At 70.6% G+C, this 25790-nt stretch carries 24 protein-coding genes and 2 pseudogenes; 14 read left to right on the forward strand and 12 right to left on the reverse strand.

Going from position 1 to position 25790, the window contains the following annotated elements:
• Nucleotides 1–3: 3 nt before the first annotated feature.
• The 7 genes from ABL310_RS22360 (at nt 4) to ABL310_RS22390 (ending at nt 7179) form a co-directional block, all read left to right on the forward strand.
• The gene (locus tag ABL310_RS22360; RefSeq protein WP_349369206.1) at nt 4–957 is read left to right on the forward strand and encodes an ABC transporter permease; all 954 of its coding nucleotides are present in this window, start codon (nt 4–6) and stop codon (nt 955–957) included.
• Complete coding sequence (locus tag ABL310_RS22365; RefSeq protein WP_349369207.1) at nt 958–2325, forward strand: cytosine deaminase; 1368 nt, start codon at nt 958–960, stop codon at nt 2323–2325.
• A 37-nt stretch (nt 2326–2362) separates the two neighbouring features.
• The gene (locus tag ABL310_RS22370) at nt 2363–3778 is read left to right on the forward strand and encodes an FAD-binding oxidoreductase (protein ID WP_349369208.1); all 1416 of its coding nucleotides are present in this window, start codon (nt 2363–2365) and stop codon (nt 3776–3778) included.
• Between the two features lie 59 nt (nt 3779–3837).
• On the forward strand, nt 3838–4419 hold the full coding sequence (locus tag ABL310_RS22375; RefSeq protein ID WP_349369209.1) for an NAD(P)H-dependent oxidoreductase: 582 nt from the start codon (nt 3838–3840) through the stop codon (nt 4417–4419).
• A 2-nt stretch (nt 4420–4421) separates the two neighbouring features.
• Entirely contained in the window at nt 4422–5012 is a 591-nt protein-coding gene (locus ABL310_RS22380; protein WP_349369210.1) for an NAD(P)H-dependent oxidoreductase, read from the forward strand.
• A gap of 74 nt (nt 5013–5086) precedes the next feature.
• Complete coding sequence (gene mscL, locus ABL310_RS22385; RefSeq protein WP_349372105.1) at nt 5087–5557, forward strand: large conductance mechanosensitive channel protein MscL; 471 nt, start codon at nt 5087–5089, stop codon at nt 5555–5557.
• Between the two features lie 470 nt (nt 5558–6027).
• On the forward strand, nt 6028–7179 hold the full coding sequence (locus ABL310_RS22390) for a type III PLP-dependent enzyme (protein WP_349369211.1): 1152 nt from the start codon (nt 6028–6030) through the stop codon (nt 7177–7179).
• Between the two features lie 179 nt (nt 7180–7358).
• Here the strand turns inward: ABL310_RS22390 and ABL310_RS22395 are convergent, their stop codons facing one another.
• Nucleotides 7359–8231, reverse strand: a complete 873-nt coding sequence (locus ABL310_RS22395; protein WP_349369212.1) for an exonuclease domain-containing protein — start codon at nt 8229–8231, stop codon at nt 7359–7361.
• A 226-nt stretch (nt 8232–8457) separates the two neighbouring features.
• On the opposite strand from ABL310_RS22395, the gene ABL310_RS22400 reads away from it, so the two are divergent.
• The 3 genes from ABL310_RS22400 to ABL310_RS22410 all read left to right on the forward strand — a co-directional run bounded on the left by ABL310_RS22400 (nt 8458) and on the right by ABL310_RS22410 (nt 11543).
• A complete protein-coding gene (locus tag ABL310_RS22400; protein WP_349369213.1) occupies nt 8458–9390 on the forward strand; it encodes a DMT family transporter in 933 nt (310 codons plus the stop codon).
• Nucleotides 9391–9486: 96 nt separating this feature from the next.
• Entirely contained in the window at nt 9487–10545 is a 1059-nt protein-coding gene (locus ABL310_RS22405) for a LacI family DNA-binding transcriptional regulator (protein ID WP_349369214.1), read from the forward strand.
• A gap of 326 nt (nt 10546–10871) precedes the next feature.
• Nucleotides 10872–11543, forward strand: coding sequence for an AbrB family transcriptional regulator (locus ABL310_RS22410; protein ID WP_349369215.1), 672 nt, complete (start codon nt 10872–10874; stop codon nt 11541–11543).
• Here ABL310_RS22410 and ABL310_RS22415 read toward each other — a convergent pair.
• Nucleotides 11531–12457: an integrase core domain-containing protein gene (locus ABL310_RS22415; RefSeq protein ID WP_349369216.1), complete on the reverse strand. Its 927-nt coding sequence runs from the start codon at nt 12455–12457 to the stop codon at nt 11531–11533. The genes ABL310_RS22410 and ABL310_RS22415 overlap by 13 nt on opposite strands.
• 204 nt (nt 12458–12661) lie before the next feature.
• Between ABL310_RS22415 and ABL310_RS22420 the strand changes: the two are divergent.
• Together ABL310_RS22420 and ABL310_RS22425 are read left to right on the forward strand one after the other, a co-directional pair.
• Nucleotides 12662–13141: pseudogene (locus tag ABL310_RS22420) on the forward strand (AbrB family transcriptional regulator); the annotation flags it as partial.
• A gap of 393 nt (nt 13142–13534) precedes the next feature.
• On the forward strand, nt 13535–14626 hold the full coding sequence (locus tag ABL310_RS22425) for a TRAP transporter substrate-binding protein (protein ID WP_349369217.1): 1092 nt from the start codon (nt 13535–13537) through the stop codon (nt 14624–14626).
• A gap of 81 nt (nt 14627–14707) precedes the next feature.
• Here ABL310_RS22425 and ABL310_RS22430 read toward each other — a convergent pair whose 3' ends face one another.
• From ABL310_RS22430 to ABL310_RS22445, 4 genes and pseudogenes are all read right to left on the reverse strand, one after another.
• Complete coding sequence (locus ABL310_RS22430) at nt 14708–15265, reverse strand: YetF domain-containing protein (RefSeq protein WP_349369218.1); 558 nt, start codon at nt 15263–15265, stop codon at nt 14708–14710.
• Between the two features lie 46 nt (nt 15266–15311).
• The gene (locus ABL310_RS22435) at nt 15312–15683 is read right to left on the reverse strand and encodes a YkvA family protein (RefSeq protein WP_349369219.1); all 372 of its coding nucleotides are present in this window, start codon (nt 15681–15683) and stop codon (nt 15312–15314) included.
• A gap of 151 nt (nt 15684–15834) precedes the next feature.
• Nucleotides 15835–17652 (reverse strand): annotated as a pseudogene (gene ftsH / locus ABL310_RS22440) (ATP-dependent zinc metalloprotease FtsH); the annotation flags it as partial.
• A 161-nt stretch (nt 17653–17813) separates the two neighbouring features.
• Nucleotides 17814–18062 (reverse strand): hypothetical protein, encoded by a 249-nt coding sequence (locus tag ABL310_RS22445; RefSeq protein ID WP_349369221.1) that lies wholly within the window; start codon nt 18060–18062, stop codon nt 17814–17816.
• Between the two features lie 347 nt (nt 18063–18409).
• Between ABL310_RS22445 and ABL310_RS22450 the strand changes: the two genes are divergently transcribed.
• Together ABL310_RS22450 and ABL310_RS22455 are read left to right on the forward strand one after the other, a co-directional pair.
• Entirely contained in the window at nt 18410–19474 is a 1065-nt protein-coding gene (locus tag ABL310_RS22450; RefSeq protein WP_349369222.1) for a sugar phosphate isomerase/epimerase, read from the forward strand.
• A gap of 1 nt (nt 19475) precedes the next feature.
• Nucleotides 19476–20666 carry a Gfo/Idh/MocA family oxidoreductase gene (locus ABL310_RS22455; protein ID WP_349369223.1) on the forward strand — a complete coding sequence of 397 codons (1191 nt, stop codon included), beginning with the start codon at nt 19476–19478 and terminating at the stop codon, nt 20664–20666.
• A gap of 53 nt (nt 20667–20719) precedes the next feature.
• Here ABL310_RS22455 and ABL310_RS22460 read toward each other — a convergent pair whose 3' ends face one another.
• The 6 genes from ABL310_RS22460 to ABL310_RS22485 all read right to left on the reverse strand — a co-directional run bounded on the left by ABL310_RS22460 (nt 20720) and on the right by ABL310_RS22485 (nt 25701).
• The gene (locus ABL310_RS22460; RefSeq protein ID WP_349369224.1) at nt 20720–21184 is read right to left on the reverse strand and encodes a hypothetical protein; all 465 of its coding nucleotides are present in this window, start codon (nt 21182–21184) and stop codon (nt 20720–20722) included.
• Nucleotides 21185–21289: 105 nt separating this feature from the next.
• Nucleotides 21290–22657, reverse strand: a complete 1368-nt coding sequence (locus tag ABL310_RS22465; protein WP_349369225.1) for a sigma-54 dependent transcriptional regulator — start codon at nt 22655–22657, stop codon at nt 21290–21292.
• 12 nt (nt 22658–22669) lie between these two features.
• On the reverse strand, nt 22670–23023 hold the full coding sequence (gene fliN / locus ABL310_RS22470) for a flagellar motor switch protein FliN (RefSeq protein ID WP_349369226.1): 354 nt from the start codon (nt 23021–23023) through the stop codon (nt 22670–22672).
• Nucleotides 23020–23613, reverse strand: a complete 594-nt coding sequence (locus ABL310_RS22475; RefSeq protein WP_349369227.1) for a flagellar assembly protein FliH — start codon at nt 23611–23613, stop codon at nt 23020–23022. Before ABL310_RS22475 ends, fliN begins: the two co-directional genes overlap by 4 nt.
• A 3-nt stretch (nt 23614–23616) precedes the next feature.
• The gene (gene fliF / locus ABL310_RS22480) at nt 23617–25245 is read right to left on the reverse strand and encodes a flagellar basal-body MS-ring/collar protein FliF (RefSeq protein ID WP_349369228.1); all 1629 of its coding nucleotides are present in this window, start codon (nt 25243–25245) and stop codon (nt 23617–23619) included.
• A gap of 180 nt (nt 25246–25425) precedes the next feature.
• Nucleotides 25426–25701 carry a DUF1153 domain-containing protein gene (locus ABL310_RS22485; RefSeq protein WP_029030908.1) on the reverse strand — a complete coding sequence of 92 codons (276 nt, stop codon included), beginning with the start codon at nt 25699–25701 and terminating at the stop codon, nt 25426–25428.
• Nucleotides 25702–25790: the final 89 nt, after the last annotated feature.

Genomic DNA, 25790 nt, shown 5'->3' on the forward strand with positions numbered 1-25790 from the left:
GGCATGACCGACGCGCGCACCGCCGCCGACCGTCCGGAGGGGGCCGAGATCTGGGCCGCCGCCGCTGCCGCGCCGCCCACCGCCGAGGCGGCGAAAGCCGCGCCCGCGGCGAGCCCGCCCGGCGAGGGCCGGGACCTCTCCCGCATCCTGCGCGTGGCGCTGCCGCTCGCGGTCTTCGCCCTCGTGATCTGGGGCTGGGAGACCTACGTCGTCGCCTACGAGGTGCCGCACTACATCCTTCCGGCGCCGACGCGCATCATGGAGACCATGATCGAGGACTGGCCGATCCTGTTCGGCTCCCTGCTGCAGACCCTGCGCACGACCTTTCTCGGGCTGATCCTCGCCGTCGCCGGCGGCGTCTCCCTCGCCGTGCTGCTCTCGCTGTCGCGGCTGATCGAGTATTCGCTCTATCCCTACGCCGTGGTGCTGCAGGTGACGCCCGTCGTCGCCATCTCGCCGCTGCTGCTCATCTACATGCCGCAGGAGGCGGCCGTCCTCACCTGCGCCTGGATCGTGGCCTTCTTCCCGATCCTGTCGAACACCACGCTCGGCCTGCAATCCGTCGACCGGAACCTGCTCGAGCTGTTCGACCTCTACGGCGCGACGAAGCCGAAATGGGCGCCGCACTGGCTCGGGCGCTTCCTGTCGCGGGTGAAGGCGCTTTGGTACCTGCGCCGCCCGGCGGCGCTGCCCTTCTTCCTCGCCGGGCTGAAGATCGCCGGCGGCCTCGCGCTGATCGGCGCGGTCGTCGCGGAGATCGCGGCCGGCTCCGCCGGCGCGGGCTCGGGCCTCGCCTACCGCATCCTGGAGAGCCAGTTCCGGCTCAACATCCCCCGCCTCTTCGCGGCGCTCGCGCTCCTGTCGGTGACCGGCGTCGTGATCTTCCTCGCCATGTCGGGCCTGTCGCACATGCTCCTGCGGCGCTGGCACGAGAGCGCGCTGAAGCAGGAGCGCTGAATGAGCGAGACGCCGCCCCCACGCACCTTCGCCGAGCTGCGGCGGAGCTTCCCCGAGGAACGCGCCTTCCGCATCGAGAATGCCCGCGCGCCGCTCTGCCTGCTCGCCGCGCACGGCGTCGCCGGCGACGCGCACGGCTTCGCGCGGGTGGACGTGATGGTGGAGGACGGGCGCATCGCCGGCATCGGCGCGGCAGGCGGCTTCCACCTCGACGGCGAGGACCTGCCGAAGCTCGACGTCGGCGGGCGCATCCTGCTGCCGCGCCTCGTCGACGTGCACACGCATATCGACAAGGGCCACATCTGGCCCCGCCGCGCCAACCCGGACGGCACCTTCATGGGCGCGCTGACCTCGGCCGAGGCGGATCGCGAGGCGAACTGGTCGGCGGACGACGTCGCCCGGCGCATGGACTTCTCCCTGCGCTCGGCCTACGCCCACGGCACCGGCGCCCTGCGCACCCACATCGACTCCGTCGGCAAGCAGACGGCGATCTCCTGGCCGGTCTTCGCCGAGCTGCGCGAGTCCTGGCGCGGGCGCATGGCCCTGCAGGCGACGGCGCTCTTCCCCATCGACCTGATCTGGCAGGACGAGGCCGAGTTCCGCGAGATCGTCGCCGCCGTCGCCCGCCATGGCGGCGTTCTCGGCGGCGTCACCTATCTCGGCGAGGCGCCGGGCGCGCGGCTGGACGCCGCGCTCGACACGCTGTTCCAGGCCGCCGCGGCGGAGGGGCTCGACCTCGACCTCCACGTCGACGAGAGCCTGGAGCCGCAGGCGCGCACGCTGGAGCGCATCGCCGACGCGGCGCTCCGCACCCGTTTCGCCGGCCGCGTCCTCGCCGGCCATTGCTGCTCGCTCGCGATCCACGACGAGGCCGAGCGCAAGCGGGTGGTCGACAAGGTGGCGGAGGCGCGCATCGCGGTCGTGTCGCTGCCGATGTGCAACATGTATCTCCAGGACCGCGCCTCGGGGCGCACGCCGCGCTGGCGCGGGGTCGCGCCCCTGCACGAGCTGCGCGCGGCGGGCGCGCCGGTCATGGTCGCCTCCGACAACACCCGCGACCCGTTCCACGCCTACGGCGACCTCGACATGCTCGAGGTGTTCCGCGAGGCGACGCGGATCCTCCATCTCGACCATTCGTCCCACGATTGGCTGCGCGCCGTCGCGGCGACGCCGGCGGACCTGATGGATCTCGACCGCGCCGGGCGGCTCGAGGCCGGCGACCCCGCCGACATGATCCTGCTTCCCGCCCGCTCGACCGACGAATTGCTGGCGCGACCGCACGCCGACCGGCTGGTGATCGTCGCGGGCGAGGCGATCGACGCGCGGCCGCCGGACTATGCCGAGCTCGACGACCTGATGCAGCGCTGAACGCCGCCGAGAAAGACGTTCCCCGACAGGAGTGACCATGAGCGCCCGCTACGACATCGACGCCCTCGAGAGCCGCCTCGACGGCATCAAGACCGAACGGAACCCGGCGCTGGTCAAGCAGAAGAGCCGCGACTTCTACTGGTACTCGCCCACCCTCAAGCGCCAGCTCGAGCAGGTCGTCGGCGACGTCGTGGTCTTCCCGAAATCGGAGGATGAGGTGGTGCGCACGCTGGCGGCGGCGCATGCGCTCGGCATCCCGGTGACGCCGCGGGGCACAGGCACCGGCAATTACGGCCAGGCCATGCCGCTGTCCGGCGGGATCGTGCTCGACCTCTCGCTCTTCAACGAGGTCAGGGAGATCCACCTCGGCCGCGTCGTCGCCGAGCCCGGCGCGGTGATCGCGGCCATGGACAAGGAGACCCGGGCCCATTCGCGCCAGGAGATCCGCCTCCATCCCTCGACCTACCACACCGCCTCGATCGGCGGCTTCATCGCCGGGGGATCGGGCGGCGTCGGCTCGATCCGCTGGGGCGGCCTGCGGGACGCGGGCAACATCATCCGCCTCAAGGTCGTCACCATGGAGGCGAGCCCGCGGGTGCTGGAGCTCACCGGCGACGACCTGCACAAGGTCTCCCACGCCTACGGCACCAACGGCATCATCACCGAGGTGGAGATGCCGCTCTGCCCGGCCTATGCCTGGGTCGACGTCATCCTCGGCTTCGACTCGCTGCGGGCCGCGACCGAGTTCGCCAATGCCGCCGGCGAGCAGGACGGGCTGCTCCTGAAGGAGCTCGCCGTCGTCGCCGCGCCGACGCCGCACGACCATTTCAAGCGCCACCAGAAATTCCTGCCGCGCGAGAAGCATCTCGTCCTGGCCATGGTCGCGGATTTCGCGCTCGATCCCTACCTCGCCTTCGCGAAGCGCTGGCGCGGGGCAGAGGTGCTGTTCCGCAACGACGCGCTGCCGCCGGAGGACCTGAAGGGGCTGCCGCCGGTCTTCGAGCTGTCGTGGAACCACACGACGCTCAGGGCGCTTCGCGACGACCCCTCGATCACCTATCTCCAGGTGCTCTACCCGTTCCCGAACCAGGTCGAGCTCGTCACCCGCATTCACGAGCGCTTCGGGGACGAGGTGCTCTGCCACCTGGAGTTCGTGCGCTTCGACGGCAAGGTCACCTGCTTCGGCCTGCCGCTCGTGCGCTTCACCACGGAGGAACGGCTCGAGGAGATCATGGCGATCCACGAGGAGATGGGCGCGCCGATCTTCAACCCGCACCGCTACACGCTGGAGGAGGGCGGCATGAAGCAGACCGACGAGGTCCAGCTCGCCTTCAAGCGCGAGGCCGACCCGCAGGGCCTGCTCAACCCCGGCAAGATGATCGCCTGGGAGGACCCGAGCTACGACTTCAAGTCGGGCAAGACCTTCCTGTTCCGCGGCCTGGCGGAGGGGTGAGATGCGGCGGGCGGGCGTCTCCCCTCTCCACGAGGGAGCGGGAAGGAGTTGCTGCTGACATGCGTATCCTCGTCCTCTACGCCCATCCCGATCCGGAGAGCTACGTCGCCGCCCTCCACCGCACCGTCGTCGAGACGCTGACCGCGCGGGGCCACGAGGTCGACGATTGCGACCTCTATGCCGAGGGCTTCGAGCCGGTGCTCTCGCTCGCCGAGCGGCGGGGCTATCACGACGTGCCCGGCAACCGCCTGCCGGTGGAGGACTACGTCCGCCGGCTCGAGGCGGCGGAGGGGCTCGTCCTCGTCAACCCGGTCTGGAACTTCGGCTTCCCCGCGATCCTGAAGGGCTTCCTCGACCGGGTCTTCCTCCCCGGCGTGAGCTTCAGGATCGAGGACGGGCGCGTCGCGCCGAACCTCCGGCACATCCGGCTGCTGATGGGGGTGACGACCTACGGCGCGAGCCGCTGGCGCGCCTTCGTCATGGGCGACCCGCCGCGCAGATGCGTCATGCGCATGCTGCGCGTCCTCGCCGCGCCGACCGCCAAGGCCGCCTACCTCGCCCATTACGACATGAACAACGCCACGCCCGAGAGCCGCGGCGCCTTCCTGAAACGGGTCGAGACGACCCTCGCGAGCGTCTGAGCATGCGCGTCCTCCTGGTCTATTGCCACCCGGTCCCCGAGAGCTTCAACGCCGCGATCCGCGACCGCGCCATCGCGGCGCTGGAGGAGGCGGGCCACACGGTCGACCTCTTGGATCTCTACGCGGAGGGCTTCGACCCGGTCCTCTCCGCCGACGAGCGCCGGGCCTATCACGAGCCGGGCGCGAACGAGGCGCCGGTGGCCGATCACCTCGCCCGGTTGAAGGCGGCGGACGCGCTGATCTTCGTCCATCCCACATGGTGGTACGGCCCCCCGGCCATGCTCAAGGGCTGGCTCGACCGGGTCTGGGTGCCGCACGCGACCTTCGAGATGCCCAGGCCCGGCAAGCCGATCGGCCGGGTGCTCACCAACATCCGGATCGTCGGCGCGATCTCGACGCTGGGCGCGCCGCGCTGGTGGTGGTTCTTCATGGGGATGCCGGGGCGGCGGATGCTGCTCACCGGGCTCTCCGTTCTGTGCGCGCCGGGGTGCAAGACCTTCTGGCTCGGCCTGCACGAGATGGATTCCGCGCCCCTCGAGCGCCGCACCCGCTTCCTCGACACGGTCGCCGCGCGCCTGAAGCGCCTCGCCTGAGCCTCGACACGCGCGCGGCCGCGCCCTAACCCTTTCGCCCTGCGCGACGCGAGCACGGGAGGGGCGTCATGAAGATCGTCGAGGAGTTCAAGACCTTCGCGCTGAAGGGCAACGTGGTGGATCTGGCGGTCGGCGTCATCATCGGCGCCGCCTTCTCGCGGATCGTCTCCTCGCTGGTCGAGGACGTGTTCACGCCCCTCATCGGCCTCGTCACCGGCGGGCTCGATTTCACCAACTACTTCATCGCGCTCTCGCCCGAGGTCACCGCCACCACGCTCGCGGAGGCGCGCGAGCAGGGCGCGGTGATCGCCTACGGCTCCTTCCTGACGGCGGCGATCAACTTCCTCATCGTCGCGCTCGTGCTGTTCTTCGTCATCCGCGGCATCAACCGCCTGCGCGCACGCCAGGAGGAGGAGGTCGCGGCCGCGCCGACGCCGCCCGCCGAGCCCGAGATTCCGGCGGACGTGAAGCTGCTGGCCGAGATCCGCGACATTCTGGCCGGAGGGGGCGAGAAAATTTCGCGAACCGGGCCAGAAAGCCATTGATCCCGCAGGGAATCGGCATTAGTTTCGCGCTTGCCCAATTTCGCACGTGCCTGTGGTCGCGTGCCGGTCGGTGGGCATCCGGGCAAGAGACCGGACAGCCGCCCGGGGGAGACTTCCCTCGACACCCCTGACCGGCAGCCGGAGGCGAAACCGGCGCACTCCGCCCTCCGCGGGGAACGCGACTTAAAGCAACGACGACACGGGCTTTTTTGGTCTCGATCGGCCCTCCAAAGGTCGATCACCGAAGAGGCTTGTCTCATCATTGCCGGGCGTGCGGACGGGTTATCCCGCTCCAATCCATGGCAGCACGTCGGGTCGCTCCGCCGACCGCGCATTCGCGTCTCCAAAGCGCGCTTGCTCGGCCGACAGGCGTCCCATCGAGCTCCGCGGCCTTTGGCAAGGTCGCGATCGTGATCCAATCGGTGGCCGCATCGCAACGGCCGCCCGCGAGCCTATGGGGAAGAGCGCCGATGACCGAGCGCATTCGTGAGTTCCTGCGCCGTCGCCGTGAGGACGGGCCCTGCCTCGTCGTCGACCTCGAGGTCGTCCGCGAGAACTATTTCAAGTTCGCCCGCGCCCTGCCGGACACGCGCGTCTTCTACGCCGTGAAGGCCAACCCGGAGCCGGAGCTGCTGGCGCTGCTGGCCGAGCTCGGCTCGTCGTTCGACACGGCCTCCGTCGTCGAGATCGAGCTCGCGCTCGCCGCCGGCGCCACGCCCGACCGGGTCTCCTTCGGCAACACGATCAAGAAGGAGCGCGACATCGCCCGCGCCCTCGAGCTCGGCGTGCGCCTGTTCGCCGTCGATTGCGAGGCCGAGGTCGAGAAGATCGCCCGCGCCAAGGCGCAGACCGGCGCCGAGGACGTGCAGGTCTTCTGCCGCATCCTCTGCGACGGCGCGGGCGCCGAGTGGCCGCTCTCGCGCAAGTTCGGCTGCGAGCCCGCCATGGCGGTCGAGGTGCTCGAGCACGCCCACCGCGTCGGGCTCGAGGCCTACGGCGTGTCCTTCCACGTCGGCTCGCAGCAGGGCAACACCGAGGCCTGGGACCAGGCGCTCGGCTCCGCGGCGGCGATCTTCCACGCCTGCGCCGAGAAGGGCATCCACCTGTCGATGGTCAATCTCGGCGGCGGCTTCCCGACCCGATACCTCAAGGACATCCCGGCGGTGGAGGCCTACGGCCAGTCCATCTTCGAGGCCCTGTCGCGCCACTTCGGCAACCGCATCCCGGCGACCATCATCGAGCCGGGCCGCGGCATGGTGGGCAATGCCGGCGTGATCGAGGCCGAGGTCGTGCTCGTCTCGAAGAAGAGCCGCGAGGCGGACGAGATCCGCTGGGTCTATCTCGACATCGGCAAGTTCGGCGGCCTCGCCGAGACGATGGACGAGTCGATCCGCTACGCGATCCGCACCGACCGCGACGACGAGGACGCCACCGCGCCCTGCGTGCTCGCCGGCCCGACCTGCGATTCGGCCGACGTGCTCTACGAGAAGACCCCCTACCCGCTGCCCGTGTCGCTCTCCATCGGCGACAAGGTGCTGATCGAGGGGACGGGCGCCTACACGACGACCTACGCGGCCGTGGCGTTCAACGGGTTTCCCCCGCTGAAGAGCTATGTGATCTGAGGGCGGGGCGGCGCCACCTCCCGCAGAGGAGGAGGCCGTGCGCAGCACGGAGGGTGGGGCGGACGAGCGCGCCACGAGTCGAGACGAGGAAGCCCCTTCCGGCGACGGGAGGGGCTTCTTACCTTCGAGCAGTCCGCCATTGGCGCAGAAAATCTTTCGTGCAGATCAAGGTGCACTTCTCAATGGCTCAATGCCGAATTGCTCACGAGTTCTAAGAAGTCGGTTTCTCGCAGGATTCGAATCGGACAACCGTCCAAAATCAAATCTTCTACCTTCCTGTGCTTTGCACTTCTATCATGACCGGCCAGTCTCGTCACGTCTTGGTCACCGACGACGAGGATCGTCAGCTTTCGTGAGACATTGGACGCGACTGCGCATCCGAGCTTGGCCGCCATCTCGGCTGCTTCGCGACGCGGAATCTGCAAGGATCCAGTGAACGCTAGCGTCCCGCCGTAGAGCGGACCGTCAGGATCTCTGTCGAGCTTGACGCGCGGTGATTGAGCCTTGGTCAAATCGATCGGCATAGAAACTCGACGGAGCCATGCCTCGGCATCTATGCCCGTCTGTTCTATTGCAGCGAGCATGATGCGTCCGGCCGCCCGCGCGTCCTCTAACGCGTTGTGATGTCTAAATTCAATTTTCAGCTCTCTGCACACATTCTTTAGCCCGTAGCCCGCCCATGCGAGATGATGCCATGCCCGCCGAACCACTCTTGCGGAATCGAGCCATCGGCACCTGACCGGACAAGCCCCATAGCTTTGGTATGCCCTCGCCAATGCAACTCTGTCAAAAGGAGTATGAGTCACAATAATTTTTCCATGCATCATCCTCCCAAGCTCATCGCAAATATCTGAAAGTTTGGGCGATCCCCGGACGGTTTCTGCGCGAATTCCATGGATCATTACGTTAACTTGATCAAATTCGCTCTCCGGGTCCAAGTATGTGCTAAATTCATCTATCACAAGCCCGTTCGCGAATCTCACCAGACTTATTTGACATATCGACGCCATGTCGGCGTTAGCCGTTTCAACATCAAGCGCCAAAAATTCCATTTCTCGCATCCCGCAAGCTGAGGTTCTTCAAAAGTTACCTTTGCGTGCACTCTTGCCAATATGCACGCGCTGCCGCATTCCTGCGGTTGGACTAGGCTGGTCGCCAATTCATCTACGAGCTTCCTCCGAGCGGCGCGGGAAAACGTTCCCCCCGCCCCCGCGCACATCCGGCATGCGCGCCGCCCCCCTGCCGCGGGCCGCGCGCCTCCGCTATCGTCCCGCCCGCATGAGCAGCCCCGAGAAGCCCCCGCGCCGCACGACCGACCTCGACGCCCCGCTCGACGCGGCGGCGAGCCGGGAGCGGCTCGTCGGCATCGGGCTGATGTGCGCGGCGCTTCTGTGCTTCTCCGGCCTCGACGCCAGCGCCAAGTGGCTCGGCCGGGACCTGCCGACGCTGCAGGTCGTGTTCGCGCGCTATCTCGGCTCGGTGATCCTAATCGGCGTCTTCGTCAACGGGCTCACCACGCCGGGCGTCGCGCGCTCGAACCGGCCGGCGCTGCAGGTCCTGCGCTCGCTCTTCCTGCTCGGCGGCACGCTGCTCAATTTCCTGGCTTTGCGCTGGCTGCAGCTCGCCGAGACCATGGCGATCATGTTCTCGACGCCCTTCATCGTGGCGCTGATCGCCGGGCCGCTGCTCGGCGAGCGGGTGGGCCCGCGGCGGCTCGCGGCGATCGTGGTCGGCTTCCTCGGCGTGCTCGTCGTGGTCCGCCCCGGCCTCGAAGGCTTCCAGCCGGCGGCGCTGCTGTCGCTCGGCGCGGCCCTGTCGAACGCGCTCTACGGCGTGACGACGCGCATGCTCGCCGGCACCGATTCCTCGCGCACGACGCTCGTCTATTCCGGCCTCGTCGGCGTCGCGGTGACGGCGCCGATCGCGCCGTTCCTCTGGGAGGCGCCGCCCTCGGCTTTCGCGTGGCTCGTGCTCGGCGGGCTCGGCGCCTTCGGCGCCGTCGGGCATTGGCTGCTGATCCTCGCGCATGCGCGGGCGCCGGCCTCGGTGCTGTCACCGTTTTTCTACACACAGATCGTGTGGATGCTGGCGCTCGGCTGGTTCGTCTTCGGAGATCTACCGGATGCGTGGACGCTCGTCGGCGCCTTCATCGTCGTCGGATCGGGGCTTTACCTGATCGCGCGGGAGCGTGCACGCACGCGTAAAGGGTGAAAACGGCCGCAGCGCTGCGATTTCTACGTATGTTTCCTGATAGACCGGCCGCACGGTCAGGCTAACCTTCGCTAAGTTCGAGCGGGGAAGGTTGAGATGGCGCCGACTTCGACGGGGCCGATCCGGGGCGCACGCGGCCGGGTCACGCTGCAGATCATAGCCGACATGCTGGGCGTCTCGACGGCGACGGTATCGCTCGCCTTGCGCAACGCGCCCGTCGTCGCCGAAGCCACGCGGCTGCGCGTTCAGCAAGCCGCGAAGGAGCTCGGCTACACGGTCAATCGCGGCGCCGCCTCCCTGCGAACCGCGCGCTCGGACATGCTCGCCGTGGCGCTCTCCGACCTCGCCCTGCCCGAGAGCGCCGTGATCCTCGGCGCGGTCGAGGACGTGGCGCGCGAGGCGGGGCGCTCGATCCTGCTGGGCACGACGGCGGAGGACCTCGAGCGCCAGGAGCGCGTGCTCACCATGCTGCGCGAGTTCAGGCCGGACGGCATCCTGATCTCGCCGGCGGGCGGCACAACGGCCGCCGCCCTCTCTCATCTCGTCGCCGCCGGCATCCCGGTCGTGCAGGTCGCGCGCGAGGTGGACGGGCTCGCGTTCGACTACGTCGGCAGCGACGACACGCTGGCCGCTTGCCTCGCGGTGGAGCATCTCCTGGAGCTCGGCCATCGCCGGATCGCCATGATCGGCGGCGCGGACGGCGTCTCCAGCCACCGGGCGCGAAGGCGCGCCTTCTGCGAGGCGCTGCAGCGCGCCGGCCTGCCGATCGACTGCGATTGGCTGATCGACGGCTACGGCAGCCGCGAGACGGGGATCGAGGGCGTCATGCGCCTGCTCGATCTCGGCAACCCGCCGACCGCCATCGTCTGCGTCGACGACCTCACGGCCTTCGGGGCGATGATCGGCCTCACGCGCCGCAACCGTCGGGCCGGGCGGGACATCTCCATCGTCGGCTGCGGCGACGCGCCGGAGGCCGTGGCCTCGGAGCCGCAGCTCTCGACGGTCCGCGCGCATCACGACGCGATCGGGCGGCGCGCCGCCGAGGTGCTGATGCGGCGCATCGAGACGCCGGACGCCCCGCCGGAGCGGCACGTGATCCCGCCGACCTTCGTCGCCCGCGGCTCCGCCGCGTCGCTCGAGCGCGTCGCCGCCTGAGCCGCCCGCGCCCGACGATCTCGCCAGCGAGGCCGAGGAGCCCCGAGACGCCTGCCGCTCGAGACGCCTGCCGCCCGCACGCGCGGGCCGCGCTTGCGTTCCGCGAAATCCCCCCGTGCGTTCCGCGGCCTTTCCAAGCGCCGCGGAGCCTGACAGGAATGGGCTGCCGGAAAGGAAGACGCCCGGCGCAACTCCCCCGAGATTGCACCGGGCGTCCGTGACGGTAACCGCCAGGAACAGCGCCCCGTCGCGTTGGACAATGGCAGGGCCGGCCGTGCGAAACATTGATCGATCGCAAGGCGCGCGAGAAAGGTCGAGACCGCCCCGTGACCCTCCGCCTCACCCTCGACGCCTATCGCCGCTCGGCGGCCGCGCAGGTCGTGCAGATCGGCGCGGCCTGGCTCGGCGGCTGGCTGTTCACGCTGCTCGGCATCCCGGCCTCGTGGCTGTCCGGCGCGGTGGTGGCCGTCATCCTCCTCGGGCGCCTCGGGCTCGCCGTCATCATGCCCCGCGCGCTGGCGGACGCGGCGATGATCCTCTCCGGCGTGGTGATGGGCGCCGGCATGTCTCCCGACACCCTGGCCGCCGTGAGCCGCTACCCGCTGAGCCTCGTCTTCCTGGCCGTCGCGGTGATCGCGATCACCGGCGCCTCCTCGATCGTCCTGGTTCGGCTGTTCGGCTGGCGGCGCGACGACGCCGTCCTCGCGACCGTGCCCGGCGCGCTGACCGCGGTGATGGCGATCGCCGTCGAGCGGCGGGCGGACGTCGCCGGCATCGGCATCGTGCAGTCGACGCGGCTCCTTTTCCTCCTCATCGTCCTGCCGTTCCTGGTGAAGGTGACGGGCGAGACCGGCGAGGCCTTCTTCGGCGCCGGCGACGCGCCGGTCGGGCCCGGCGCCCTCGCGCTGCTGCTGCTCGGCGGGCTCGCGGCGGGGTATCTCTTCGACCGGCTGCGGCTCGCGGCGCCGCTCCTCCTTGTCCGGGGTCAGCACATATGAGACGCGGCGGGGCTCCCGGCAGCTGGTTTGGAGAGGTACGCGGCGGGTGGTCGTCCGGCAAGGGCTCCATGCGGTCTGTGGTGGTTGTAGAGGTGCTGGAAGGCGTCGATATGGGGATTGAGGGCCTCGACGCCGGCGGGGAGGTCGTAGACGGCGTAGAATTCGTAGCGCCAGGCGGCGTTGCAGCGCTCGACGCCGCCGTTGAGCTTGGGGCTCTTGGGCGGGAGCTCGTAGAGGACGAGGTTCTTGTCGGCGCAGGCCTGCTCGAACTCGGCCTTGAACTCGGAGCCGCCGTCGACCTGGATCGCCTTCACCGGGAAGGGCATCTCGGCGAGGACCTTGTCGAGGAAGAGGGCGGCGGCCTTGGCGGTGGCGCGCCGGAAAGCCTTTGCGACGGTCCATTTGGCGACGGGGCAATAGGCGGTGAAGTGCTTGACGTGGCACTCTGGCGCGATCTGGACGTAGACGGTGTCGATCTGGACGATGGCGCCGGGCGCGTCGGCCTTCAGTCCCTTGGGCAGTCGCAGGGCATGACGGCGCCTGGCGGTCCAGCGCTTGGTCTTGGCGGCCTTGCGGGCGATCGGGACGGGCTGGGCGCGTCCGCGTGCGACCAGGTGGGCGATGATGCGCCCCACCGTCCTGTCGGAGACGGCGAAGCCTTCGAGGCGCACGAGCGGCCCGATCTTGGCGCGTCCCCACATCGGGTAGTCGTCGCGCAGGCGCTCGACGGCGCGGACCAGCTCGGACGTCCAGGACTTGGCTCGCATCCGGTGCGGGCGACGGCTGCGCGGCCGAGGGTCCTTCTCCCAGCGATACAGCGTCGAGCGCGGCACGCCGACGGCCTGCGCGGCCTCCTCGGCCCCGAGCCCGGCGCGCATCGCACGACGCCAGCGCATCACCGCGTCGCGTCTCATCGTCGCTGCGATATCGAAGGTCTTCGCGCCGATGAGACGCGACGCGACCCGACCGTTTCTGATAACCTGACGGGGCAGGCCGAAAACCTGCATCGGGGATCTCCTGAAGCTCGTGTTGTCGCAAACCCAAGCTTCCGGGATCCCCGATCCCGTTCAAGGCCTCAGCGTCTCACTTCTGTCCGACCCTAAACACTCCTCGGGGCGACGGTGGCGAGCGGTCTCGCCCACGTCACCGGGGCGGTGCCCGGCCATCTGCCGGAGCCGATCGCGACGCTCGGCTTCACCCTGATCGGCGTCTACATCGCGCAGCGCTTCAACGTGCTCGACCTCGCCGCCATCGGCCGCCTGGTGCCGGCGGCCCTCACGGCCTTCCTCGTCGGCATGGGCGTGGCGGCGGCCTTCGCGGGCCTCGCCGTGCTCCTCGCCGGCGCGCCGGTCGCCGAGGCGCTCGTCGCCTTCGCGCCGGGCGGGCTCGAGGCGATGGTGGTCCTCGCGCTCGTGATGGGGCTCGATCCGCTCTATGTCGGGGTCCACCATCTGGTGCGCTTCCTCGGCATCGGCTTCGCCCTGCCGGTCCTGTTCGCCCGCGGCCGCGGCGCCGAGGCGCCGCCCGAGGGCGGCGATCGGGACGTCGTCGGCTCGGGCGCTCTCGGCCGCGAGTCGCGCGCCCGGCGCCGCGAGTGAGGAGATGACGGGGCTCGAGATCGAGGATCCGGAGCCGCGGGTGACGGAAGCCTGCACCCGCGATCCCGCAGACCTCTCGAACGCCGAGCCGCGTCTCGCGGCGGCGCTGGGAGACGAGCCGGTAGCGGGCGGCGCGGCTGGATGCTCTTCGGCGCGGATTTCCCGCGCCGCGACCCGAGGTCGGCGGCGCCCCGCATTCTGCGTGCCGTTAGGAAATCTTCATGGCATGGGGATTTACGCGCATGGGCTCTGTTGTGTTTCACAACCGGAATGCCTAATGTGCGCCGGCCTTCGGCCCGATCCGGAGAAAAGCCAGCCACTTTTCCTCGTTGCACGCTCCGTCGGGAGCGGATCGGGCGCGACACGCCGATAAGATCAAATGGAGGGTTCAGTATGGAACGTCGTCAGTTTCTCAAGGGCGCCGCGGTCGGGGGCGTCGCCGCCGCGTCCACGCTCGCCGCGCCGGCCATCGCTCAGGGCAACATCACCTGGCGCATGGTGACCACCTGGCCCCGCAACTTCCCGGGTCTCGGCGTCGGCGCGCAGCGCCTGGCGGACCGCATCACCGCCGCCTCCGGCGGGCGCCTGACGGTGCAGGTCTTCTCCGCGGGCGAGCTCGTGCCGGCGCTCCAGTCCCTCGACGCGGTCATCGACGGCACGGCCGAGATGAGCCACGGCGCCGCCTATTACTGGCAGAACAAGAGCCAGGGCCTGTCCTTCTTCACCGGCGTTCCCTACGGCATGACCTCGCGCGAGCTCGCCGCGTGGGTGCGCTACATGGGCGGCCAGGAGCTGTGGGACGAGATCTACGATCAGTTCGGCGTGCAGGGCTTCCTCTCGGGCGACACCGGCACCCAGGCGGGCGGCTGGTTCCGCAACGAGCTGACCGGCCTGTCCGACCTGCAGGGCCTGCGCTTCCGCACCCCGGGCCTCGGCGGCCGCGTGTGGGAGCAGCTCGGCGCCACCGTGACCAACATGGCCGGCGGCGAGATCTTCCCGGCGCTCCAGGCCGGCACGCTCGACGCGGCCGAGTTCGTCGGTCCCTACAACGACCTGGCGCTGGGCTTCTACCAGATCGCCAAGAACTACTACTTCCCGTCCTTCAACGAGCCGGGCCTCGCCACCGAGCTCGTCGTCGACAAGGCCAAGTACCAGGCCCTGCCGGAGGACCTGCAGGCGATCGTCCGCGATTGCTCGCAGGCCGAGTACGACCAGGTCGCCTCGGACTTCTACGCAAACAACCCGCGCGCCCTGCAGACGCTCGTCAACGAGCACGACGTGGTGGTGCGCTACTTCCCCGAGGAGATCCTCGAGGCCGGCGCCAACGCGGCCAAGGAGATCATCCAGGGTCTGCTCGAGTCCGAGGACGACCTGACCAAGCGCGTCACGCAGAGCTACGTCGACGCGCTCAGGATCGTGCGGACCTCGACGGAGCAGAACGACGCCCGCTTCATCGCGGCGCGCGAGGCGTACTTCAACCTGTGATCCGCTCGCCGTGCGGCGTGGCGGGCGCCGCGCCGCACGGACGCGACAGAGAGCCCGGACCGGTCCACGGCCCGGGCTTTTTCATGTCCGCTGCGGACCCGCGGGACCGCGCGGCGCGTCGCTGACGGTGGTCAGCGTCGAGGTCCGCGCCTGCGGCTCGGGCGGCTTCGACAGGACGGAGAGCGAGCCGTCGGTCTCCAGGATCACCGCGCCGACCTCGGACAGGTCGGTGGCGCCGCTCGAGCGCGCGACGGCGAGGATCTCCTCGCGGCTCACCCGCTCGGCCCGCAACGCGTCCTCCAGCACCGCGCCCCGGTAGACGAGAAGCGCCGGCGTCGCCTTGACGAGGCTCTGGAAGCGCGGCGAGCGCACCGAAAGCCAGGTCACCGCCATCTGCAGCAGGATCAGCGTCGCGAAGGCGACGAGACCCTCGAGCAGCGCCACGCTCTCGCTCGTCAGCACGGAGGCCAGCGTCGAGCCGAGCGCGACCGTGACCACGAGGTCGAAAGCGTTGAGCTTGGTGAGCGTGCGCTTGCCCGTCACGCGGAGCAGCGCGACGAGCCCGACATAGGCGAGCGCGCCCACGACGGCGACGCGCAGGAGATCGGGCAGGGGCGCGAGAAAGGCGTTGGACGGCATGCGGGCTCAAGTCGCCCGGGGCGCAGGCGGTTCCCGCGAGGCGGGCTCACGCCTCCTCGATCGCCCGTCTCGCCTCCTCGCGATGCTGCGGCTTGATCGAGGTCGCGACCGCGCCGAAGGCGGCGGTGAGCACGGCGATGTCGTCGGTGAAGCCGACCACGGGCAGGAAGTCGGCGACCATGTCCGTGGGCAGGACGAAATAGGCGAGCGCGCCGAGCAGAATCCATTTCACCCGCCGCGGGGTGGCGGGGTCGCGCACGCAGTAATAGGCCGCGAGCACGTCCTCGGCGAAGGGCAGGCGCTTGCCGACGGCGCGGGCCTTCTCGAAGGCGCCCTCGAGCGTCCGCTCCTCGTCGGTGCGCCCGGCGCGGCGCATCGCCTCCATCTCCTCGGCGGTGAACGGGTCGTTCAGGCGCATCGGCGACCTCCGTCTCGCTTTCGCGTCACACAGGCAGGAGAGATGGGAAGCGCGGCGGCGGCGCGCAACGGCGCCGCCCCGTGAGCGTCGGCGAGGCCCGTCAGCTCGGCTTGGCGATCGACGGCAGTCCGCGGCGGGTGGCGGAGGCCTCCTCGCGATGCGGCTTCTTGCCCTCGAGCAGGTCGCGGATCTCCTGGCCGGTCAGCGTCTCGTACTCGATCAGCGCCCGCGCCATCGTCTCGAGCTGGTCGCGCTTCTCGGTGAGGATGCGACGCGCCTCGGAGAGGCCCGTCTCGACGAAGCGGCGCACCTCCGTGTCGATCTTGCGCGCCGTCGCCTCGGAGACGTGCTGCTGGCGGCCGACCTGCATGCCGAGGAAGACCTCGTCCTGGTTGTCGCCGTAGGAGACCGCGCCGAGCTCGTCCGAGAAACCCCAGCGCGTGACCATCATCTTGGCGAGCCGCGTCGCCTGGTCGATGTCGGACTGGGCGCCGGAGGTGACCTTGTCCTTGCCGAAGATCAGCTCCTCGGCGACGCGCCCGCCCATCATGATGGCGAGGCGAGACGTCATCTGCTCGAACGACATCGACATCTTGTCGTGCTCGGGCAGCTGCATGACCATGCCGAGCGCGCGCCCGCGGGGGATGATGGTCGCCTTGTGCACCGGGTCGGTCGCGGGCACGTTGAGCGCGACGATGGCGTGGCCGGCCTCGTGATAGGCGGTGAGCCGCTTCTCGTCGTCGGTCATGACCAGGGTGCGGCGCTCCGCGCCCATCATCACCTTGTCCTTGGCGTCCTCGAATTCCTGCATCGTGACGATGCGCTTGCCGCGCCGCGCCGCGAGCAGAGCCGCCTCGTTGACGAGGTTCATCAGGTCCGCGCCCGAGAAGCCGGGCGTGCCGCGCGCCACCGTCTTGATGTCGACGTCGGGCGCGAGCGGCACCTTGCGCACGTGGACGTTGAGGATCTTCTCGCGGCCGAGCACGTCGGGCGCGGGGACGACGATCTGCCGGTCGAAACGGCCCGGGCGCAGCAGCGCCGGATCGAGCACGTCGGGACGGTTGGTCGCGGCGATGATGATCACGCCCTCGTTCGCCTCGAAGCCGTCCATCTCGACCAGCAGCTGGTTGAGCGTCTGCTCGCGCTCGTCGTTGCCGCCGCCGAGGCCCGCGCCGCGATGGCGGCCGACCGCGTCGATCTCGTCGATGAAGATGATGCAGGGCGAGTTCTTCTTGGCCTGCTCGAACATGTCGCGCACGCGGCTCGCGCCGACGCCGACGAACATCTCGACGAAGTCCGAGCCGGAGATCGTGAAGAACGGCACGTTCGCCTCGCCGGCGACGGCGCGGGCGGTGAGCGTCTTGCCGGTTCCGGGCGAGCCGACGAGCAGCACGCCGCGGGGGATGCGCCCGCCGAGACGCTGGAATTTCTGCGGGTCCTTGAGGAACTCGACGATCTCCTGGAGGTCCTCCTTGGCCTCGTCGATGCCGGCCACGTCGTCGAAGGTGACGCGCCCGTGCGCCTCGGTGAGGAGCTTGGCCTTCGACTTGCCGACCGAGGTCAGGCCGCCGGCGCCGCCCGCCCCGCCGCGCATGCGGCGCAGCAGGAAGAAGAACAGGAAGACGAGGAGCAGGATCGGCAGGAGCGCGCCGATCAGCGAGCCCGCGCCGTCGCTCGGCGGCGGCTCGGCGACGATCTCGACGCCGTTCGCGCGCAGCGTCGACACCAGGTTCGCGCCGTCGGGAACGAAGGTCTCGAGCTGTCGCCCGGACAGGGTGACCGCCTCGACCTCCTGGCCCCGCAGGCGCGCCGAGGTGACCTCGCCGCTCTGCACGGCCTGCACGAACTCCGAATAGGAGACCTGCGCGGCGAGCGCCGGGCGCGGCGCGAAGGCGAGCGCCGCCGCGATCAGCGCGGCGGCGAGGATGGTGAATACACGGCGTCGGCCGATGATCGTCAGGTCGGGCATGCTGCTTTCGTCCGGTGCCGCCGGGGGACGGCGGCGAGGGGTCGAGACTCCGTCCTTCCGCACGTGGTGCGGCGTCGCGAGCGAGTCAAGCTTCGAACGCCCGCGACAAACCCGCGTTCCGGAGCCCCGGCGCGCCGCGACGCCGCGTCGGCGCCCCGATCTCAGGGGCTCGGTCCGCGCCCGCGCCGACGCATGGCGAACCAGATCACGATCGCGGCGAGTACCGCGATCACGATGACCCACCACCACGCCTCGAGCCCCGTCGTCACCGGCGCAGGCTCGGCGACGCCGGGATCGTCCGGCGTGACGGTCTGCGCCAGCGCGACGGCGGCGCCGGCCATGATCGTGGAGAAGGCGACGAGCGCCTGCAACATCCGGGTCTGCACGGAGACCCTCATGGAGACCTTCATGAGACTTCCCTCCCATCTCGTTGCGCGCCGCCTCGCGACGCTGGGCGGGAGGAACGCGCCGGAGCGGCGAATCGATGCATGGGCGCGCTTCGGGAATGGGAGGATCGTCCGGGAGGGGCGGAGCTCCGACGGCCACGATCGCCACGGCGACGGGCGTCGCCGCCGGCGCGTTCGCCGCGCACGCTCGGGTGCGCGGCGAGTCCGTGCTCGACGCCGAGCCGATCACGCCGGAGAATGCCGAGTGGCGCGACAGATCTGCCGCGCGTCCCCTTCCCCCGCGCGCTCGACGGCGCTCCGGCCGGGGACCAAGCGGGTCGGCGCAGCAGAAGACGACAGGGAGGACGACCATGAAGACCATGAAGGGACCCGGCCTGTTCCTCGCCCAGTTCGCGGGCGACGCGGCGCCGTTCAACGCGCTCGACGCGATCTGCCGCTGGGCGGCCTCGCTCGGCTACAAGGGCGTGCAGATCCCCACCTTCGATCCGCGCCTGTTCGACCTCGAGAAGGCCGCCACCTCCGAGGCCTATGTCGACGAGGTGAAGGGGATCGTCGCCTCGCACGGGCTCTCGATCACCGAGCTCTCGACCCACATGCAGGGCCAGCTCGTCGCCGTGCATCCGGCCTACGACGCGGCCTTCGACGGCTTCGCGCCCCCGGAGGTGCGGGGGAACGCGCAGGCGCGCACCGAGTGGGCGATCCGGCAGATGACGCTCGCGGCCGAGGCCTCACGCCGCTTCGGCCTGTCCGCCTCGGTGAGCTTCTCGGGCGCGCTCGCCTGGCCCTACGTCTATCCCTGGCCGCAGCGCCCGGCGGGGCTGATCGAGACCGCCTTCGAGGAGCTGGCCAGGCGCTGGCGCCCGATCCTCGACGCCTACGAGGAGGCGGGCTGCGACGTCTGCTTCGAGCTCCACCCCGGCGAGGACCTGCACGACGGTGCGAGCTTCGAGCGGTTCGTCGAGGCGGTCGGCGGCCATCCGCGCGCCTGCATCAACTACGACCCGAGCCATTTCCTGCTGCAGGGGCTCGACTACGTGGCCTTCATCGACCTCTACCACGAGCGCATCAAGGCCTTCCACGCCAAGGACGCCGAGCTCAACCCCACCGGCCGCCAGGGCGTCTACGGCGGCTACGCGTCCTGGATCGAGCGCGCCGGGCGCTTCCGCTCGCTCGGCGACGGGCAGATCGATTTCGGGCAGATCTTCTCGAAGCTCGCGCAGTACGACTACGACAGCTGGGCCGTGCTCGAGTGGGAATGCGTGCTCAAGCATCCCGAGGACGGCGCGCGCGAGGGCGCGCAATTCATCGAGGCGCACATCATCCGCGTCACCGACAAGGCCTTCGACGACTTCGCCGGCTCCGGCACGGACCAGGCCGCCAACCGCCGCATGCTCGGCCTGGACGGGGGGGCGTGAGATGACGATCGAAGCTTCCGGACAGGACGGCTCCTCCGCCGCCCGCGCCCGCCGGCTGCGGCTCGGCATGGTCGGCGGCGGGCGCGGCGCCTTCATCGGCGGCGTCCACCGCATGGCCGCGCGCCTCGACGACCGCTGGACGCTCGTCGCCGGCGCGCTGTCCTCCTCGCCCGAGAAGGCGCGCGCCTCGGGCGCCGACCTGCTGCTCGACCCCGCCCGCGTCTATGCCGACGCGGCCGCCATGGCGCAGGGGGAGGCGACGCGGGAGGACCGCATCGACGCGGTGGCGATCGTCACGCCGAACCACGCGCATTTCGAGCCGGCCAGGGCCTTTCTCGAAGCCGGCTTCCACGTGATCTGCGACAAGCCGCTGACCACCTCGCTCGAGAAAGCCCGCGAGCTCTCCGATCTGGCGAAGGCGAAGGGCGTCGTCTTCGCGGTCACGCACAATTACACCGGCTACCCGCTGGTGCGCGAGGCGCGCGCGCTGGTGCGCTCCGGCGCGATCGGGGCGGTGCGGGTCGTGCAGGTGGAATACGCGCAGGACTGGCTCGCCACGCGCATCGAGGAGGAGGGCCAGAAGCAGGCTGCCTGGCGCACCGACCCGGCGCAGTCCGGCCCCGCCGGCGCCGTCGGCGACATCGGCTCGCACGCCTTCAACCTCGCCGAGTTCGTCACCGGCGAGAAGGTGGCGCGGCTCGCCGCCGAGCTCACCACCTTCGCCCCGGGACGGCGTCTCGACGACGACGCGCACATGCTGCTGCGCTTCAAGAGCGGCGCGCGCGGATCGCTCTGGTGCTCGCAGGTCGCGGTGGGCGAGGAGAACGCGCTCACGCTGCGCGTCTACGGCGAGACCGGCGCCCTGGCATGGGGGCAGGAGAACCCGAACGTCCTGGTGCACACGCCGATCGGCGAGCCGCCCCGGCTGATCCGGCGCAACGGCGCGGGCGCGAGCGCGGTGTCGCAACGGGTGAGCCGCATCCCCGCCGGGCATCCGGAGGGCTATCTCGAGGGCTTCGCCAACCTCTATTCCGACATCGCCGACCAGATCGAGGCCCGGCTCGCCGGCCGCGAGGCGCCGGACGAGGCGCGCGAGGTGCCGACCGTCGACGACGGCGTGCGCGGGGTGGCCTTCATCGAGGCGGCGGTGCGCTCCGCGAAGGCGGACGCGCGCTGGGAGGCGATCGGCTAGCTCTCAGCGGCGCTCGAACACGAGATTGGTGATCTCCTGGCGGGCGCCGTCGATCACGTCGGTGACCCGCAGGGTGAAGCGCTGCGAGCCCGGCGGGTTCTCGATGACCATCCGCTGCGCGCCGCCGCCGACCCCCTCGGGAAGGCGACGTCCAGCACGGCCCGATCGCCCTCGACGCGTCCCGAGAGCTGCGCCGGGCCGACCCGGGAGCCGACATAGACGCCGCGATAGCGCCCGCTGCCGTCGACCGCGAGGTCGGCGCCGATGGCGCGGGTGAAGATCAGCATCGCCCGGCAGGTGCCCGCGAGCGCGAGCCGCGTCTCGTCCGCCTCGCCGGTGACGGTGCAGGTGACCCGCCGGGGCGCGGGATCGGACTCGCGCTTGACCGTGCCGGCGCCGACCCAGGCGCCCTCGAAACGCTGGTTGAAGGCCGGACCGGCCTCGGCTCCGCCCGGCGCCGCGACGCCGAGCGCGAGTCCCGCCAGCGCGGCCGCCGCCGCGCGCATCGCTCCGCGCATGGGTGTGTCCTCCCTGTTCGCCGCCGCGCCAACGCGCGAGCCGCCTACGGGTTCTCCCGTAGGATCGCGCGATCCGGGCCGGGGGGCAACGGGGAGATCGCGGGCCTACCCCACCGCCGCCGTCGGCGCCCGCGCTTGTCCCGGCTCAGGCACGGCGACGCCCGCGGAGGAATATTCGTTGAGCTTGTTGCGCAGCGTGCGGATCGAGATGCCGAGGATCTTGGCCGCATGGGTGCGGTTGCCGAGGCAATGGTCGAGGGTGTCGAGGATGAGGTCCTGCTCGACCTCGGCCACCGTACGCCCCACGAGCTGACGGGTGACCGCCTCCGCCGTACGCGCCGCCCGGGTCGCCGCGTCGGGCTCGGCGCCGAGCGCGTCGCCCTCCGGCGTCATCAGGGCGTCGGGCCCGATCTCGGCGCCGGTGGCGAGGAGGACGGCGCGGTGCACCGCGTTCTCCAGCTCGCGAACGTTGCCGCGCCAGGGGTTCTTGAGCACGACGCGCTTGGCGTCGTGGGAGAGGCCGCGCTCCGGCAGGCCGTTCGCCTGCGCGTACTTGCGGGCGAAATGCTGGGCGATCTCGATGATGTCGCCGGGCCGCTCGCGCAGGGCCGGCAGGCGCAGGTGGACGACGTTGAGCCGGTAGAACAGATCCTCCCGGAACGTCCCCGCGCGCACCGCCTCGGCCATGTTGCGGTTCGATGTGGCGAGCACGCGGATGTCCACGGGCACGGGCTTGGCGCCGCCGACCCGGTCGATGACGCGCTCCTGGAGCGCGCGCAGCAGCTTCGCCTGCAGGCGCACGTCCATCTCGGAGATCTCGTCGAGGAGCAGCGTGCCGCCGTTCGCTTCCTCGAACTTGCCGATGCGCCGGGCCACCGCCCCGGTGAAGGCGCCCTTCTCGTGGCCGAACAGCTCGCTCTCCAGCAGCGCGTCGGGGATGGCCGCGCAATTGACGGACACGAACGGCTTCGAGCGGCGCGCCGAGCGCTGGTGCAGGTGGCGGGCGAGCACCTCCTTGCCGGTGCCGCTCTCGCCGGTGATCAGCACGGAGGCGTCCGAGCGGGCCACCTGCTCGGCCATCTTGACGACCTTCTCCATCGCCGGATCGCGCCAGACGAAGGCGGCGTTGTCGGCGACGACCGCCTCCAGGATCGCCGCGATCATGTCGGCGTCGGGCGGCAGCGGGATGTATTCCTTCGCGCCGGCCTGGATCGCGGCCACCGCCGCGCGGGCGTCCGAGCCCGTGCCGCAGGCGACGACGGGGGTGCGGATGCGCTCGGCCTCGAGCGCGGCGACGAGCTCGCCCACCGAGAGCGCGACGTCGACCATGATCAGGTCGGCGCCCTTGGCGCGCAGCACCGCGAGACCCTGGTGCAGGTCGTCCGCCTGCACCACGCCGGCGCCGCGGTTCATGGCGATGCGCGAGGCGGCGGTGAGCTCGCCGTTCAGCCGTCCGATGATGAGAAGGCGCATGGGGCCGGCTCCTTAATGCTCGCTCTTGATGATCTCGGTCATGGTGATGCCGAGCCGCTCCTCGACCAGCACCACCTCGCCGCGGGCGACGAGGCGGTTGTTGACGAAGATGTCCACCGCCTCGCCGACCTTGCGGTCGAGCTCGAGCACGGCGCCGGGCGCGATCTGCAGGAGATCGCCCACCGGCATGCGAGCGCGGCCGAGCACGGCCGAGACCTGCACGGGCACGTCGAAGATCTGCTCGAGGTCGGCGGCGGTGCGCTGGATCACCGGGCCGTCGCGGGTCGACTCGGCGGAGGTGGGCGCGTCGGCGTCGAAGCCGATGTCCTCATCGTTGAGCTGAGGGAGGGTGAATTCGTCGCTCATGTCGGCTCCGATCCGGCGTCGAGGATGCTGCGGGCCACCTCGTCGGCGATGGCCGCGCCGTCGCGCGCCACCCCGCCGTCGGCCCATTCGAAGCGCGCGTCGCCGCGCGCGATGTCGGGCTCGCCGAGCACCACGAGACGGCCGTCGAAGCCGCGCTCGCGCGCCATCTGCTCGACCAGGCGCTCGACGTCGTCGACGAGCCCCTCGTTGACGCGCACGACGAGATGCGGGACGCCGCGCAGGTGCCCGAAGGCCTGGCGCGCCACCTCTGCGACGGCGTCCATCGGGAAGCGCTCGAGCGCCGCCCCGGCGAGCGTCCGCGCCAGCGTCTCGGCGAAGGCCAGCGCCTGGCCCTCGAGCGCCGCGCCGCGGGCGTCGGCGTCCGCGAGGAGGGCGCGCGAGGCCTCGCCCACCCGGCGCAGGGTCTCGGCGAGGGCCGCGTCGGCCTCGGCCTGGGCCTGCGCGCGGCCCTCCGCGACGCCGCGGGCGTGGCCGCGCGCCTCGGCCTCGGCCAGCGCCGCCTCGGCGCGCGCGGAGGGCGCGCCCTTGGGGCGGGAGAAGTCGCGCTCGAAGACGAATTTCGGGCTCATCCCTCAGCCTCGCTCGTGGATCCATTGCCGCAGCACGGAGACGGTCTCCGTCGGGCTCGACTTGACGAGGTCGGCCACGCGCTCGAGCGATTGCTGCTGCACCTGCCCGTTCACCTTGGCCATCTCGATCATCTGCGAGGTGGCGCTGTTGTCGGCGACCATGCCGGGCTCGGTGCGACCGCCCTCGACGGCGGCCTGGCCGCCGCCGTTGCGCGAGCCTCCGGCCGCCGCCGTCGCCATCTCGACGGGAGGCGCCTTGAGCGCGCGAAGCATCGGCCGCAGCACCGTGAAGATCACGACGAGCGTCAGGAGAAAGATCACGCCGAGCTCGATCGCGCGCAGCACGTCCTCGCGGGTCGGGTTCAAGAGGCTCTCGACCAGCGTCGGCGCCTCGGGCAGCGCCTCCGGCGTCGGCGCATCGGCGAAGCGCAGGTTCACAACCTCGACCTGGTCGCCGCGGTTCGGGTCGAAGCCGATGGCCGTGCGCACCAGCGCCTCGATGCGCTCGAGCTCCTCCTGCCCGCGCGGCTCGTAGGCGATCTCGCCGTTCGCGCCCGTGGTGTAGACGCCGTCGACGAGGACCGCCACCGAGAGACGGGACAGGCGCGGCCCCTCCAGCATCTCGACGCGGGTCGAGCGCGAGATCTCGTAGTTGATCGTCTCCTCGGTCGTCTCCTGCTGGTCGCGCGCGCCGCCGCCCTGCGCGTCGCCGGCGCCGGGGAGCTCGTTGCCGACGGTGACGCCCGCCTCGCCCTGGGTCGAGACGGCGGTGTCGGTGCGGCTCTGCGAGGAGCGCATCACGCGCCCGTCCGGATCGAAGGTCTCCGAGCGGTTCTCCACCCGGTTCGTGTCGAACTCCGCCGCCACCTGCACCCGCGTGCGGCCGCGCCCGACGATGCCCGCGACGATGTCCTCCACCTGCGCCCGCACCCGGTTCTCGAAGCCGACACGGGTCTCGTCGACGGCGAGGCCCGCCATGGAGAGCCCGTCCACCGCGCCGTCGGCGAGCAGGCGGCCGGCCTCGTCGACGATGGAGATCCGGTCCGGGCGCAGGCCCTCGACGGCGGTGGCGACGAGGTGGCGGATGGCGCGCACCTGGGCCTGGTCGAGCTCGCCGCGCACCCGCAGCACGATGGAGGCCCGCGGATCCTCCCGGTCGCGCTCGAACAGCCGGCGCTCGGGAATGGCGAGGTGGACGCGCGCCGCCTCGACCCGGGCCAGCGACGAGATCGTGCGCGAGAGCTCGCCCTCGAGCGCCCGCAGCTGGTTGATGTTCTGGACGAAGCTGGTCGAGGAGAACGAATCGCCCCGGTCGAAGATCTCGTAGCCGACGCCCGCGCCGGCGGGCAGGCCGTCGGCGGCGAGCTCCATGCGCAGCCGCGCCAGGTCCGGTCGCGGGGCGAGGATGACGCCGTCGGCGCGGGTCTCGTATCGGACGCCCCGCGCCTCGAGCTCGCGCACCACGGCGCCGGCGTCGGAGAGGGACAGGTCGGCGTAGAGCACGCCCATGTCCGGCTGCGCCATGCGCATGATCACGAAGCCGAAGAAGCCGGCGAGCGCCAGCGCGACGACGCCCATGATGGCGAGCCGTTGCGGTCCGAGCCGGCTGAGGGTCTCCAAGGCCTGGTTCACGCGAGTTCAGCCCCACCGAGAACGCGTTTCCGTCCGGCGCATCGCACGCAGCCGGTAGGCAGGAATTTCCCAGCGGAGGGTGAACGACTGGTTAACGCCGACGCGATCGGCGCCGAAACGGCGAAGGGCGCCGCTCCGGGTGGAGGCGGCGCCCTTCGAAGGCGGGGGAGACGCGCTCGATCAGTTGCGGTATTGCTGGATCCGCGTCGTGCGCAGGCCGGCGAGACCGTGCTGGTCGATCGAATGCTGCCAGGAGAGGAACTCCTCCGTCGTCAGCGTGTAGCGCTGGCAGGCTTCCTCCAGGCTGAGCAGCCCTCCGCGCACGGCGGCCACCACTTCCGCCTTGCGGCGGATCACCCAGCGACGGGTGTTCGTGGGCGGCAGGTCCGCGATCGTCAGCGGGCTGCCGTCGGGCCCGATGACGTATTTCGCCCTCGAGCGAAGCGGTTCGGTCATGTTACTCTCACACACTCGACAGACCAACGTCGGGTGCGACGTTACGGCCCTCCGCTTAAGAAAGCCTGAAGTGAAAACCCGCGTTTCAC

Source organism: Salinarimonas sp., assembly GCF_040111675.1.
In the GTDB taxonomy this organism is placed as follows: domain Bacteria; phylum Pseudomonadota; class Alphaproteobacteria; order Rhizobiales; family Beijerinckiaceae; genus Salinarimonas.